10 protein-coding genes are annotated in these 14,820 nt (G+C 34.5%); 4 read left to right on the plus strand and 6 right to left on the minus strand.

Features of this window, described 5'->3' with window-relative positions; all coding sequences use genetic code 11:
* Positions 1 to 10: 10 nt before the first annotated feature.
* Positions 11 to 571 (minus strand): DUF1543 domain-containing protein, encoded by a 561-nt coding sequence (locus E0Z07_RS08235; RefSeq protein WP_006257289.1) that lies wholly within the window; start codon positions 569 to 571, stop codon positions 11 to 13.
* Complete coding sequence (gene folK, locus E0Z07_RS08240) at positions 561 to 1,709, minus strand: 2-amino-4-hydroxy-6-hydroxymethyldihydropteridine diphosphokinase (protein ID WP_006257288.1); 1,149 nt, start codon at positions 1,707 to 1,709, stop codon at positions 561 to 563. The genes E0Z07_RS08235 and folK overlap by 11 nt, the downstream gene beginning before the upstream one ends.
* Before the next feature lie 126 nt (positions 1,710 to 1,835).
* On the opposite strand from folK, the gene sppA reads away from it, so the two are divergent.
* Together sppA and E0Z07_RS08250 are read left to right on the plus strand one after the other, a co-directional pair.
* Complete coding sequence (sppA, locus tag E0Z07_RS08245) at positions 1,836 to 3,602, plus strand: signal peptide peptidase SppA (RefSeq protein WP_041888982.1); 1,767 nt, start codon at positions 1,836 to 1,838, stop codon at positions 3,600 to 3,602.
* 135 nt (positions 3,603 to 3,737) lie between these two features.
* Positions 3,738 to 6,368, plus strand: a complete 2,631-nt coding sequence (locus E0Z07_RS08250; RefSeq protein WP_131540557.1) for an AsmA-like C-terminal region-containing protein — start codon at positions 3,738 to 3,740, stop codon at positions 6,366 to 6,368.
* Positions 6,369 to 6,420: 52 nt separating this feature from the next.
* Here the strand turns inward: E0Z07_RS08250 and E0Z07_RS08255 are convergent, their stop codons facing one another.
* Entirely contained in the window at positions 6,421 to 7,218 is a 798-nt protein-coding gene (locus E0Z07_RS08255) for a DUF2797 domain-containing protein (protein ID WP_006262839.1), read from the minus strand.
* Between the two features lie 111 nt (positions 7,219 to 7,329).
* On the opposite strand from E0Z07_RS08255, the gene E0Z07_RS08260 reads away from it, so the two are divergent.
* Positions 7,330 to 8,853, plus strand: coding sequence for a GH3 auxin-responsive promoter family protein (locus tag E0Z07_RS08260; protein ID WP_006262840.1), 1,524 nt, complete (start codon positions 7,330 to 7,332; stop codon positions 8,851 to 8,853).
* Between the two features lie 207 nt (positions 8,854 to 9,060).
* Here the strand turns inward: E0Z07_RS08260 and E0Z07_RS08265 are convergent, their stop codons facing one another.
* The 3 genes from E0Z07_RS08265 to E0Z07_RS08275 all read right to left on the minus strand — a co-directional run bounded on the left by E0Z07_RS08265 (position 9,061) and on the right by E0Z07_RS08275 (position 13,487).
* Positions 9,061 to 9,291, minus strand: coding sequence for a hypothetical protein (locus E0Z07_RS08265; RefSeq protein ID WP_006257283.1), 231 nt, complete (start codon positions 9,289 to 9,291; stop codon positions 9,061 to 9,063).
* A gap of 119 nt (positions 9,292 to 9,410) precedes the next feature.
* The gene (locus tag E0Z07_RS08270) at positions 9,411 to 11,564 is read right to left on the minus strand and encodes a S46 family peptidase (RefSeq protein ID WP_006262841.1); all 2,154 of its coding nucleotides are present in this window, start codon (positions 11,562 to 11,564) and stop codon (positions 9,411 to 9,413) included.
* Between the two features lie 687 nt (positions 11,565 to 12,251).
* Positions 12,252 to 13,487 (minus strand): 3-deoxy-D-manno-octulosonic acid transferase, encoded by a 1,236-nt coding sequence (locus E0Z07_RS08275; RefSeq protein WP_006257281.1) that lies wholly within the window; start codon positions 13,485 to 13,487, stop codon positions 12,252 to 12,254.
* A 170-nt stretch (positions 13,488 to 13,657) separates the two neighbouring features.
* On the opposite strand from E0Z07_RS08275, the gene E0Z07_RS08280 reads away from it, so the two are divergent.
* Positions 13,658 to 14,788, plus strand: coding sequence for a DegT/DnrJ/EryC1/StrS family aminotransferase (locus E0Z07_RS08280; protein WP_006257280.1), 1,131 nt, complete (start codon positions 13,658 to 13,660; stop codon positions 14,786 to 14,788).
* Positions 14,789 to 14,820: the final 32 nt, after the last annotated feature.

Raw genomic sequence — 14,820 nt, forward strand, 5'->3', positions numbered from 1 at the left:
TTCTTTATAGTTAGAAACTGCTTAGCTTCATATACCCTAGTTCTATGTGATCATCTGTTAGAGGTTCTATAGAAGGAGTTATTTTGATAGCGTATTGCTGTTTTAAATTTTCATTTAAGATTTCGTCCATCTCATAGATATCATCTACATCTAGACCATACTTATTATCTACGTGACTATATCCTCTCGGAGGCAGGTTATACTCTTCATAGAAGGCTGTACTCTTTACATACTGGATAGCTTCTTTCTGACTATTAGCGACTACTAGACACGTCTGGTGAAACTCGTCAAAAATACCTGGTTTATAACCGCCTAGATTGATAAAGAATAACTTTAGATCATTAGGTAGGTATGCTTCTCTAGAGACTACTTCTATGTGATGACCTTGTACAGACGTTACTTCTCTCCATGCATCTACGTGTAGTTTAGGTCCTGCTTCTGGCCAAAAGTCAACTATCTGTGGGATGAGGTCTTTCATCTGTGTGCCTATACCGAAGTAGATATCATGCTGTTCTATATGACGTCCTGGAGGAGTGACTCCTAGCATGGTCATAAATAGTTTATTCGTCATGCTTCACTAGTTTATGTTGAATCTTATCTAAGATGTAGATATAATCTTCTTGATTAGCTACGAAGTCTAAGTCTGATATATCGATGATCAACACTTTGTCTGCAGGCATTGTCTTGATATAGTTAAAATAACCTTGGTTCACTTGATCTAAGTAAGTACCTGGGATTTCACTTTCGTAAGAACGACCACGTTTCTGTATATTCTCTAATAAGCGATCTGTGTTCTGATATAGGTAGACATATAGATCAGGCTTAGGAGTTTCTTTATACATAATCTCAAATATCTGCTGATACAGCTTGAACTCGTCTTCTTCTAAAGTGATTTGAGCAAAGATGATAGACTTGTAGATATAATAATCAGCAATGATAAACTCTTTAAAAAGGTCAAACTGTGCTAAATCATCAGATAACTGTGAGTATCTGTCTGCTAAGAATGACATCTCTAATGGAAATGCGTATCTCGTAGCATCTTTGTAAAACTTAGGCAAGAAAGGGTTGTCCGCAAAACCTTCTAGGATATTCTTTGCATTAAAGTCCTCTGATATACGATTGGTTAAAGTTGTCTTACCAGCACCTATATTTCCTTCTATGGCGATAAAGTTTACATGAGTAAAGCCATATTGAAGAATTGGACTTTTTATCTCTCCTACTATCTTAAAAGATGTTTTATCTTTACAGCTATTCAGTAATTCTTTGAAACTTTGCTTTAGTATAGGGTGTGCCCATTCTAAGTTTAGATCTGCGCATGGCTGTAGTACGAACTGTCTGTCTTGCATCAAGGGGTGAGGTACAGATAGGTTATCAGTATTATACACTTCTTGGTTAAAAGAGATAATATCGATATCTATCAGTCTAGCACTATACCCCACTGTATGCTGTGGACGTATTCTACCTAGTACTTGTTCTATTTCGAGTACCTTTAGAATAACCGTTTCAGCTTTTAGCGTACTGTGTAATAATACAGCACAATTAAAGAAAGGATCGCTCTCAAAACCCCAAGCAGGAAATTCGTAAATAGGTGATATTTTTATGACTGTACCAATATGCTTGTTAATCAGTTCGATAGATTTCTCTATGTTAGATAATTTATCTCCTTGATTAGAACCTATTGATAATACTATTTGATTTTGCGTAAACATGGGGCAAAGTAAATAAAAGAAAATTGAATAATCGTTACTTTTGTATCAGTTAATAATGCAAATTTACGGGTATAATCTGTAACTTTTTTTATAATTTGAATACTAATAAGATAAATTGTTTTTAATATGAGGTTTTTAAGAAATGTTTTAGCTACGATAGTAGGTCTGTTTATATTCTTCGGAATATTATTTTTTGGACTGATGATCATCGGTGTAGCTATGGGAAGTAGTTCTGATACTGTTACAGTAAAAGATAGTTCAGTTATTAATTTAGATTTATCTGGTGTGAAATATGATTATGCAGGTAAATATAATATGAAGGAATTCGGCTTTAGAGAAGCTGGAAAAGATGGTGTGTCTGACGTACTAGCAGCTATAGAGTATGCGAAGACAGATGATCGTATTAAAGGGATCTCTATTCTGAATAATAACTCTATGCTAGGAGTAGTACAGAAACGCGAGATTAGAAATAAACTAGAAGAGTTTAAAGCAACAGGTAAGTTCGTATTGGCGTATGCTAATGTGTATTCACAAGGAGAATATTATTTAAACTCTATTGCAGATACTATTTATATTAATCCAGTAGGTGGGTTAGACTTTAAGGGATTGTCTACAGAGATTCTTTACTTAAAAGGATTACAAGATAAAACGGGAGTACAAATGGAAGTAATGAGACACGGTAAATATAAAAGTGCTGTAGAACCATTCTTACAAGAAAACATGAGCGAGGCGAATAGAGAGCAGACAACAGTGTTCTTAAAGTCTATTTGGGAAACATTAGTTAACGATATCTCTAAGAGCAGAAAGATATCTGTAGATAGCTTAAACGGTATAGCAAATAATCTAGGAGCTAGAACACCTAAATTAGCTTTAAAAACGGGATTAGTGGATAAAGTAGCTTATGAGGACGAGTACCATGCAGCGATTAAACATGAATTAGGAGTAGAAGGAGATAAAGATTATAATAGCGTAGATATCTTAGATTACGTTAAAGATGTGATTGTGAAAAATAGTGCAAAAACAGCTAAAGATCGTATTGCAGTAATCTATGCACAAGGGGAGATTAGAGATGGTGAAGGTAGCGTAAGCTATATCGGTGAAGGATCTATCAACCGTGCTCTAAAAGCAGCAAGAAAGGATGATAAGATAAAAGCTATCGTACTTAGAGTAAATAGCCCTGGAGGTAGTGCTCTGACTTCTGAGTTAATCTGGAGAGAGATAGAGTTGACTAAAAAAGTGAAACCAGTGATTGTTTCTATGGGAGATGTAGCTGCATCTGGAGGGTATTATATCTCTAGTAATGCAGATAGAATCTTCGCAGATCCAGGTACGATTACAGGTTCTATAGGGGTATTCGGTATGGTTCCGAACTTTAAAGCATTAGCTACAAAGTATGGAGTAAATGCAGAGCAAGTGAAGACACATGATAATGCGGCTAACTATAGTCCGTTTAGAGATGTTGATCCAGGCTTTAGAATGATGGTGACAGAAGGCATAGAGGATGTATATACGACATTCGTTCAGAGAGTAGCTGATGGAAGAAAGATGACAGTAGAACAAGTAAACGAATTAGCGCAAGGTAGAGTGTGGACTGGAAAAGATGCACTAGAAAATAAATTAGTAGATGAACTAGGAGGATTAGATACAGCTATCGCTTATGCTGCTAAAAAGGTAGAGATAGACGATTATAAAGTAGTAAACTACCCAGAGTATAAAATGAAGTTCGAAGATATGCTTAGAGGGTATCTAGGTGCTTCTGTATTTAAATCAGAAGAAGAGCTAATCAAAGAAAAGATAGGTGAAGCTAACTATGAAATGATAGAGAGACTTAACTATTTCAACAATATGAGAGGTGTACAAGCAATATTGCCTTTTGAAGTAAAAATAGAGTAGTAATAAGATAATGTTATAGTCAAATTTATGCTTTCGTTAAAGAAGACATAAATTGATTAATATCGAATAAAGAGTTATCCTTTTAGACTAGGGATAACTCTTTTTTTTTGTTATTTTGTAATAAAATGAAAAGTTATGAATAAAAAGGTTTTAAAATGGACAGGAGGTATAGTGTTGGGATTGTTTATCTTACTAATGCTAACACCTATTTTGTTTAAGGGAAAAATACAAGATTTAGTACTTAAAACTATTAATGACAACTTAAATGCGAAGGTGACATTTGAAAAAGTAGACCTGAGCTTTATACGTAACTTTCCTAAGGCAACAGTAGTGATTAAGGATTTGGCTGTTGTGAATAAGGCGCCATTCGATGGAGATACGTTAGTGTCTGCCAAAATGATAGGGCTAAAGATGTCTATTATGGAGTTATTCAATGGGGCGGATAAGCCTATGAGTATAGAAGATATCTTAGTAGAAAATGCTAAGGTTAACGTGATAGTGAATGAACAAGGGGTAGCTAACTATGATATAGCATTAAAAAAAGAGGATGAAGAGGATGAAGACTCTTCTGATAAGGATCCATTCTCTTTAGCTTTAAATCATTATAAGATAGACAATCTAAACTTAACGTATAAAGATTTAGGGAGTAAGATGATGTTTACTATTAACGAGTTTTATCACCAAGGGACAGGTAATCTATCAGATGATATACTGGATTTAGATACAGAGTCTAAAGCAAAAGTTTCGTTTGTAATGGAGGATACTAAGTTTCTGAATGAGGTAAACTTATCGCTGAAAGCTTTAATCGGAATGGATATGACGAATCAATTGTATTCATTTAAAGAGAATAAAGCATTGATTAATCAGTTGCCATTAGCATTTGATGGTTCAGTGCAGTTATTAGAAGACGGACAGCAGTTTGATTTGAGTTTTGCTACTCCTGACTCAGACTTTAAAAACTTCTTAGGATTAATACCAGAAGCTTATGCGGGTAATCTAAAAGGGGTGACTACATCAGGTGATTTTAAAGTAGAAGGAAAAGTAAAAGGTAAAATGACAGAAACGACTATTCCTACACTAGCTATTCATATGAATGCAAAGAATGCTTCCTTTAAGTATCCAGATCTTCCTAAAGCAGTTCAGAATATTCTATTAGATATTAATGTGATGAATGAGACGGGGATAATGAAAGATCTATATGTAGATATTAACCAATTGTCATTTAAGATAGATCAAGATATATTCAATGCGAAAGCAAAGATTAAGAACATTAGCGAGAATGCATTAGTAGATGCGAATTTTGATGGAGTTATTAATTTGGCAAATGTATCTAAAGCATATCCTGTGAAACTAGATACACCACTGACAGGGATATTAAAAGCGAAAGTAGCTACTAATTTTGATATGAACTCTGTAGAGAAAGAACAATATCAAAATATAAAAAACAGTGGTAGTGTATCTTTGACAGGCTTTAATTTTAGTACAGATGCGATGGCTAAGCCAATGCAGATACAAGAGGCAGCTCTTACTTTTAATACAAGTAATGTTACGCTAAATAAACTTGCTATAAAAACAGGTACTTCAGATCTAAATGCAGACGGAAGGTTAGATAATCTATATGGGTTCTTATTTAAGAAGCAGACCTTAAAAGGAAACTTTAATTTAAACTCTAATAATTTTGTATTAGCTGATTTATTAAAAGAAGATACTGCGAAAGTAGAAGAGAAGAAAGAGAAAACAACTGCTGCAAAAGCGTCAGATCCATTAAAGATTTCAGGTTTCTTAGATTGTACGATTAATGCAAATGCAAAGACAGTAGTATACGATGATCTAACACTTAAGAATGTAAAAGGAACATTAGTGATCAAAGATGAAGCAGCACGTCTTCAAAATATGTCAACAGATCTTTTTGGTGGGAAAATAGCATTCGGAGGGAATGTATCTACAAAAGAAGCTATACCTACATTTGATATGAACTTAGGACTACAAAGTTTAGATATCAAACAGACTTTTACTGATTTAGGGTTTTTAAAAGCTGTAGCACCTATTGCTAATGTGATGTCAGGGAAGGTAAATGCAGCTGTAGTGATGAAAGGAAAGTTAAATGCAGCAGATTTATCACCAGACTTAAATACAATGTCAGGTGATATAAAAGGTGATTTAGCGAATGCTAGTATTACTGCTCAGAATTCTAAACTATTATCTTCATTAGATGGAGCGTTGAACTTCATTGATTTGAAGAATCTAGATTTGAGTAATAAAAAGATGCACATTGTCTTTAATAATGGACGTGTACAGTTCAAGCCTTTTGATATAAAAACAAAAGACTTAGCGGTGACTGTATCAGGAGAACATGGCTTTGATCAAAGCCTTAATTATGCTTTGGACTTTAAAGTACCAGCTAAATTATTAGGTAATGATGTTGCTAATGCACTGACTGCTCTTGGACCTAAATCTAGTAATAAGTTTGATGCAATACCTGTGAAAGTAGGTGTGACAGGAGACTTTACCAACCCAAAGGTGTCTGCTAATATGGCTGATGTAGTAAAGAATATTACAAATGAAATCTTAGAAGAACAGAAGAATCAATTAGTAGGAAAAGGTAAAGATGCACTACTAGATATCTTAGGTGGTAAAAAGGAAAACAATACTTCAAATGAGGAGGATGTGACAAAGAAAAATGAAACTGAAGAAACAGTCAACAAAATTGGCGAAGGCTTAAAAGGGCTGTTCGGTAAAAAGAAAAAGACAGAAGAAACAGAATAGTATAAAAAAAAACGAGCTCCAATTAAAGGAGCTCGTTTTTTTATATATGTTATTAGATCACTTCGATATTAACCATATATCCTTCATAAGTACGGATATTAAATACAGTACCATCTTCGAATAGTAGATATTGTCCTTTGACACCTTTTAACTTACCTTCATAAGAAGGAGTCTTGTCAAGGTTAAGGCTTTTTATCTTTGTTGGGAATTGTATGACAGGGTAATCTAGATTAAAGATAGAAGAGTCAGTTTGGTCAAAGTAAGGTCTTACTTCTTCTGGTAGTTTCTCTTTTAGAGAATTTCTTATTTCTTCTAAGTTTGTTTCTAGTACTTCATTCTGTAGCATCTTTCTCCAATTCGTTTTGTCTGTAAACATATCTTTTAGAGCTACCTCAGTGATTCCTGCTAAGTATCTATTAGGTACTTCTACTATCTCTATTGCTTTAGAAGCCCCCTGATCTATCCATCTGGTAGGTACTTGTGTTTTTCTAGTTACCCCTACTTTTACATCACTAGCTACAGCTAGATATACGATATGAGGCTGTATCTGTACCTTTGTTTCATACTCTAAGTCTCTATCTTCTATCCCTAGGTGCGCTGTACTTAACTCAGGTCTCATGATCCAATCACCTACTTGTGCACTAGAGTAAAAACACTCATAACAAAAGCCTTGTCTAAATATTTTTTTGTGCTGTCCACAGTTTAAACATTCATATCCTGTAAACTCAATCTTTATGTTTCTGTCAAGAATCTGATTTATATTGATGAAGTTGCTTTTAAATACTAAATAGTATTCAATAGGGGTGTTAAATTCCGTCTGCATTTTGTTTAAAACTCCTTCGTATTGCATAGATAAAATTGTTATTTTTGGGTAAGTCGTAAAAGTACGAAAAAACATTTACCACTGTAATTACTAACTTTTCATAATGAAAAGATTAGATACTTGACTAATTAATAAGATATGGCATTCACAATTATTAATTCTATCGCTTCTTGGATATTGAAGAAGAGAATTCACCAGATAGATCTATTTAGAAAATATCCAAATGAAGTACAAAATGACTTGTTTTTGAATTTAATGAAGACAAATGAGAAGACAATCTTAGGAAAGCAGTTTGGCTACGATAGTATAAAGAGCTATGGAGACTTCGCAGAGAGAGTGCCTTTATTTAAATACGAAGAGTTTGAGCCTTATATAGAGCGTGCTCGTCAAGGAGAGAATAATATCTTTTGGCCAGAGCCTATCCGTTGGTTTGCTAAGTCAAGTGGAACTACTAATGCAAAAAGTAAGTTTATACCTGTGAGTAATGAAGCATTAGAGAACTGTCATTATAAAGCAGCAAAAGACTTACTGTGTTTATACTTAAATAACAATGAAGATTCACAGTTATTTACAGGGAAGAGCTTAAGGCTAGGAGGAAGTAAACAACTTTATGAAGACAAGAATACTTTCTTTGGAGATTTATCGGCTATCTTAATTGATAATATGCCTTTTTGGGCAGAGTTAAGCAGTACTCCTAGTAACAAGACATCACTGATGTCTGAGTGGGAGAGTAAGATGAATGCAATTATTAAGGAAGTAAGGAATGAGAATGTAACTAGTTTTGCAGGAGTACCTTCGTGGATGTTGGTGTTATTAAACCGCATTATACAAGAGACAGGTAGGGGAGATTTATTAGAACTATGGCCTAATGCTGAGGTTTATTTCCATGGAGGAGTTAGTTTTGAGCCTTATAAGGATCAATATAAAAAGCTACTACCTAGTGATCGATTTAGATATTATGAGATCTATAATGCTTCTGAAGGTTTCTTTGCTATCCAAGATCAGAATGACTGTAATGAACTGTTGTTAATGTTAGATTACGGAATATTCTATGAGTTTATTCCTATGGATACTTTCGGAACTTCTAATCAAAAGATAATTCCATTATCAGAAGTGGAGATAGGTAAGAATTATGCGCTAGTGATCACTACTAATGCTGGATTAGTAAGATACTTAATCGGAGATACTGTGCGCTTTACTAGTCTATTACCTTATCGTATTAAAATAACAGGCCGTACTAAACATTTTATCAATGTATTCGGTGAAGAGCTGATGATAGAGAATACAGACAGAGCACTAGCAAAGACCTGTATTGAATTGAATGCTGAGGTAGCTGAGTACACGGTAGCACCTATATTTATGGAAGGAAAAGAGAAAGGTGCTCACGAATGGGTAGTAGAGTTCAGTAAAGCTCCAGACAATCTACAATTGTTCAGTGAAGTACTAGATAAGAATCTACAAGCTCTCAACTCAGATTATGAGGCGAAGCGTACGAATAATATGACTTTAAATCCATTAGTATTCCACAGTGCTCGTAAGAATCTATTCTATGATTGGCTAAAGAATAACAATAAACTTGGAGGACAGCATAAGATACCACGCTTATCTAATGAGCGTACACTACTAGAAGAACTATTATCAATGCAACGTATATTAGTATAATATTGTGTAGTTATTATAATTCATCAAAGCATTCATTTTAATGGATGCTTTTTTTATATCTAATAGCTAAACTAATGAAGTAAGAAGGATAGTAATTGTAGGTGATACAGTGATGTATGATATATGGGATAGATGGTAACTTAGAAAAGTATAGATATAAAAAAACCCTGCCTAGCAGGGTCTTTTTTATGAACAGTTTTGCTAAAATTATTTAGCAGCTTCTTCTGTAGCTGGAGCTTCCTCAGTAGCTGGAGCTTCTTCAGTAGTAGCCTCTTCTGTAGCTTCTGGAGCAACTTCTTCAGTAGCTGGAGCTTCCTCAGTTACTACTTCTTCAGTTGTTGTTTCTTCTACAGCTGGTTCTTTTGCAGTTTCTTTACAAGAAACGAAAGATACTCCCATCATTGCTACTAAAGCGATGCTTAATGCGATTTTTTTCATCTTACTAAATTATAAAAGTTAATTATTAATTCGTGACAAATATATGAATTTTTTGGTTCGCAAAACTTTTTTTGAATATTTTTTTTTAATCAATAAGTTGTTGTAAGCCAGTGTTTTAATTACTTGTTTTTCTTAGGTTCTACTAATTTCATCTCCTCAATTAGATGTTTTGCATCTGCAAACTTATCTATAATGAATAAAATGTATCTAGCATCTACCATAATGTTACGACAAATAGATGGATCATAGTATATATCACTCATCGTTCCTTCCCAAACACGGTCAAAGTTTAACCCTATTAGATTACCCTCTGCATCGATAGCTGGACTTCCAGAGTTTCCTCCAGTTGTATGGTTAGTAGCGATGAAGTTCACAGGTAATTTACCATTATCTGCATACTGTCCGTAGTCTTTCTTATTATATAGATCTACTAATTTTGCAGGTACGTCGAATTCATAGTCACCAGGTACATATTTCTCCATAATACCTTCTAAGTGAGTTACAGGTTCGTAGTACGTAGCGTCTTTAGGGAAGTACCCATCTACTTTACCATAAGTAACACGTAGTGTACTATTAGCATCAGGGAATATTCTAGCATCAGGATATAAGTCTAACTGAGCTTTCATAAATGTACGTTGTAAAGCAGCTATTTCTCTTTCTAATTCTTCGTATTTAGGTAATACATTCTGAATATAGTTTTCGATTAGTGCTTTAGCAAAAGCGTATCCTTTATCGTTGTTGATATTTTTCACTACTTGATCAGCATTACCTTTTAATAATTCTTGTAGTCCTGCGTAAGTAGTTAATTTACTATTCGCATAGATATCTTTAGTGATAGCTGAGATGTTAGCTCCGTTTAATTCTTTAGGTAAGAATTGTTTAGGCGCATCTTTTGCATACATTTCTACGATAGCCTCGAATACTTTTTCGTCAACTGCCTTGCTATAGTTTTTGTAGAATTTGTCTTGACCTTTGATTAAGTTCTCACGTCTGCTGTTGAATGCTTGTTCATTAGACGCATAAGTCTCTAAAGCATATACTCTCCAAGCCGCAGCTAGAAGTTCAGCATTGCGTTGTACTACTTCAGCGAAGTAATCTTTGCTAATAGCATAAGGTTTAATATCTCCATAAAGTTTTTCGAACTTAGCAGGGATATCAGCATAAGCTTTAGTGTTTTTATTTTTCTTAGCTCTTGCGATGAAGTCTTTTTCGAAATCTTGTTTAGCTTGTACAGCGTTCGTCTTTTTTAAACCTTGGCTTTCTCCGATCCATTTTTTCCAATAGTTAGCTGTGCTAGCATATTTAGATGCATATTGGATCTTGATTGCTTGGTCTGCACGCATAAACTCGTCAGTGATCTTAAGTGCTTTATCACGGATACCGATTCTTACAGGGTTTAGATCGTTTACGATTTGTTCTACTGCATAAGATGGTAAGTACTCTTGTGTTCTACCTGGGTAACCAAATACCATAGTGAAGTCACCTTCTTCTACACCACTAAGTGAGATAGGGAAGAAGTGCTTAGGACGGTAAGGTACATTATCTTTTGAGTATGCTGCTGGTTTATTGTCTTTGTCAGCGTATATTCTGAATAGAGAGAAGTCACCTGTGTGACGTGGCCATACCCAGTTATCTGTATCAGAACCAAACTTACCAATAGATGATGGTGGTGCACCTACTAGACGTACATCTTTAAAAGTCTCTGTTACGAATAAGATGTATTGGTTTCCTTCATAAAAAGATTTAATCTTATTGTCTTGCCATTTTTCTTTAGGAAATTTAGCTACAGTTGTAGTAATGTTTTTTTGGATCTTAGCTTGTTTTTCTATTTCAGAATCTTTAGCTACTACACCAGCCATTACTTCTTTAGTCACGTCCTCTATGCGAACGATGAAAGTAACTTCTAAGTTTTCGTTAGGTAGCTCTTCAGCCATAGATTTAGCCCAGAACCCGTTAGCTAAGTAATCATTCTCTACAGAAGAGTGTGCTTGGATCTGTCCATACCCACAGTGGTGATTAGTTAGTAAAAGACCTTGTGAAGAGATAACTTCAGAAGTACACCCACCATTGAAGTGAGGGACAGCATCTTTCATACTAGATTGGTTCACATCGTAGATATCTTCGATAGACATCTTCATTCCAAGGCTTTTCATTTCTGTTTCATTCATTCCCTTTAGCAGAGAAGGAATCCACATCCCACCTTGTTGTGCATAGATAGGTAAAGCTACCAATACTACAAGTGCCTTAAATAGATTTTTAATCTTTTTATTCATAAAAGTGTTAGTTAGAATTGAATTCGCTGGCAAGATACAATATTACATGGGAACGCTAAAATCGAAATATGTTAATACGCGATAGTACTGTTGGAGTATAGTGGTTCGTAATATTAGTATACTAAGAAAGTAATCTGTCTGTATTGACTCCGTTAAAACGGTCAAAAAAACGGACTCACTACGGACTCATAACGGACTCACTACGGACTCATTTCTATTGAAACTCATTATAAGTACCTATGTGATAGAATGTAAGTAAGGAGTGGAGTTACCTTATCTTATAGATAGAGAGGTGTGTTTAGAGGGAGAAATAAGATAACTATACTACTGTGTATATATAAGGAGTAGAATTTGTAGTGATGTATCTAAGTGTTGCTGGAATTATGTCTATATAGCACCATTTTGGTATGAGACTGTACCCTGTCTTGTGTGAGGTGTTATCTTTTCAAAAAAGTAGTTTCTAATGCGAAAAAAAGGTGTGTGAGAACACAAAAAAGAGAATTAGTGTGTTGAAAAAATCATAATTAGTGATTGTGGTGTTGCAGTAATCAATATTTTGTCTTATATTGGTACATCGGGATTAAAATCCGATCGAGTAGACTTTTAATATAAAAGTTCACGACTAGTATAATTATTAATTCATATAAAAAAGGTAAGTAACCACTTTGATTACTTACCTTTTTACTTTTAGTGTATATGCTTCATTATTTTTTCTGTAGCATTCTTATTTTTAAGGATAAAATGATTGCTTGTTTTACCTAATTCGATTCTTTTAGCGTCATTGTATAATAATTCATCAAAGATTTGGTCTAATTCTGATTGTGAATTTACTACTATACAGCTACCTAATGTTATCAAATCCTTAGCTTCTTGGAACTTTTTATAATTTGGACCAATAATAACAGGCACTCCATAGGTCGCGGCTTCTAGGATATTGTGAATACCTGCTCCAAAACCTCCTCCTATATAGGCAATATCTGCATAACTATAAGCTTTAGTCAATATAGAGTAGGCATCTATTATATAGACAGAGTACTGGCTAAGATCTTTCTCTTGATGTTGGCTATGCAGTACAGTTGGTTTCTTTATGTTTTGAACGAGATTATCTATCTGATCCTTTTTGATATTATGTGGCGCAAAGATAAACTTGATAGAATTATCTTGTGTATTGTTGATATAATTGGCTAGAATCTTTTCATCTTCTGGCCATGAACTACCGATGACGATAGTCTTCGCCATTTTATTTAAGGTAAAGGCTTCTAGAAATGCCAATTCATTGTGCTGTTCTAATATCTGAGATACTCTATCGAATCTCGTATCACCTACTATCTCTACATTGTTATATTGCAATTGATTTAGAAGTATCTTAGATACTTCATTCTGAACAAAGAAGTATGTAAATGCCTTTAATGCTGTTCTGTAGAATCCTCCATACCATTTAAAGAATACTTGATCTGGTCTTAGTATCCCTGATACTAAATAGGTAGGGATATTCTGTTGACGCAATTGATTTAAATAATTAGGCCAATATTCATATTTCACAAAGAATACTTGTTCTGGATGACACAAGGCTAAGAACTTTTTAGCATTCGCTAGTGTGTCCATAGGTAAGTATAATGTGGCATCAGCGATAGTATTGTTTTTCTTCACTTCATATCCAGAAGGAGAGAAGAAGGTAAGCACTATCTTATGCGTAGGGTACTTCTGTTTTAGTTGCTCCATGACAGGAAGCCCCTGTTCATATTCGCCTAACGAAGCTACATGTATCCAGAACACTTTATCAGTAGAAAGTATATTGTCTTTTAAGATTTGAAAAGATTGTTTTCTCCCTGCAACGAATAAGCCTAACTTTTTGTTGAACAGCGCGATAATACGGATGAAGAATATAGAAATATAGGTCAGTATATTATATAGGAAAAACATAGGTAAATCTTTATTGAGCGAAATTACGTTTCTTTTGATAAAGTTTGAGCTTTGGCGCAAAGAATTTATTATTTTTGTAGTGATAACTAATATCGAAATTAAGTGCTATTTATATAGGTAACTTGTTGGTAATTATATGAATAGTTCAAAAGATATAAAAGACAATTAGAATGAAAAAAATTCAAATGGTTGACTTGAAAGGTCAATATGAAGGAATTAAAGAAGAAGTGAATCAATCGATTCAAGAAATATTAGAATCTTCTGCTTTTATCAACGGACCACAAGTACACGCATTTCAGGCAAACTTAGAGCAATATTTAGGAGTTAAACACGTGATACCATGTGCTAATGGAACTGATGCTCTTCAGATCGCTATGATGGGATTAGGTTTAAAACCAGGTGATGAAGTAATCACGGCTGACTTTACTTTTGCAGCTACTGTAGAGGTAATCGCTTTATTACAATTAACTCCTGTATTAGTAGATGTATGTCCTGATACATTCAATATTTCGATAGAAGCAATCGAAAAAGCGATTACTCCTAAAACTAAAGCTATCGTACCAGTACACTTATTCGGACAGTCTGCTGATATGGACGCTATCATGAAGTTAGCTGAGAAACATAACTTATATGTGATCGAAGATAACGCACAAGGTATCGGAGCAGATTATACTTATCCTGATGGAAAAGTGGTAAAAACAGGTGCTATCGGACATGTAGCTGCTACTTCATTCTTCCCATCTAAAAACTTAGGATGTTATGGTGATGGTGGAGCTATCTTCACTAACGATGATGCATTAGCACATACGTTAAGAGGAATAGTGAATCACGGTATGTATGAGCGTTACCACCACGATGTAGTAGGAGTGAACTCTCGTCTAGATAGTATCCAAGCTGCTGTGTTAAATGCTAAGTTACCTAATCTAGATGCTTATAATGTAGCTAGACGTACTGCTGCTCAGATGTATTCTGCTGCTTTAGCTAATCATCCTAATATCGTTACTCCAGTAGTAGTAGGAGATGAGAATAGCCACGTGTTCCACCAGTATACATTGCGTATCGTGAATGCTGATAGAAATGCATTATTAGCACACTTACAAGGTAAAGGTATCCCATGTGCTATCTATTACCCAATACCATTACACAATCAGAAAGCATATTTAGATCCTCGTTATAATGAGGCTGATTTCCCAGTGACTAATCAGTTGGTACAAGAGGTTCTTTCTTTACCTATGCATACTGAGTTAGACGAAGAGCAAATCAAGTTTATCACAGATGAGATTAAGGCATTCTTAGGATAGTCTTATAGTACTATAAAACGAAAGCAGACCCG

The sequence above is a fragment of the Myroides odoratimimus genome (assembly GCF_004337635.1).
Classification (GTDB): Bacteria; Bacteroidota; Bacteroidia; order Flavobacteriales; family Flavobacteriaceae; genus Flavobacterium; species Flavobacterium odoratimimum.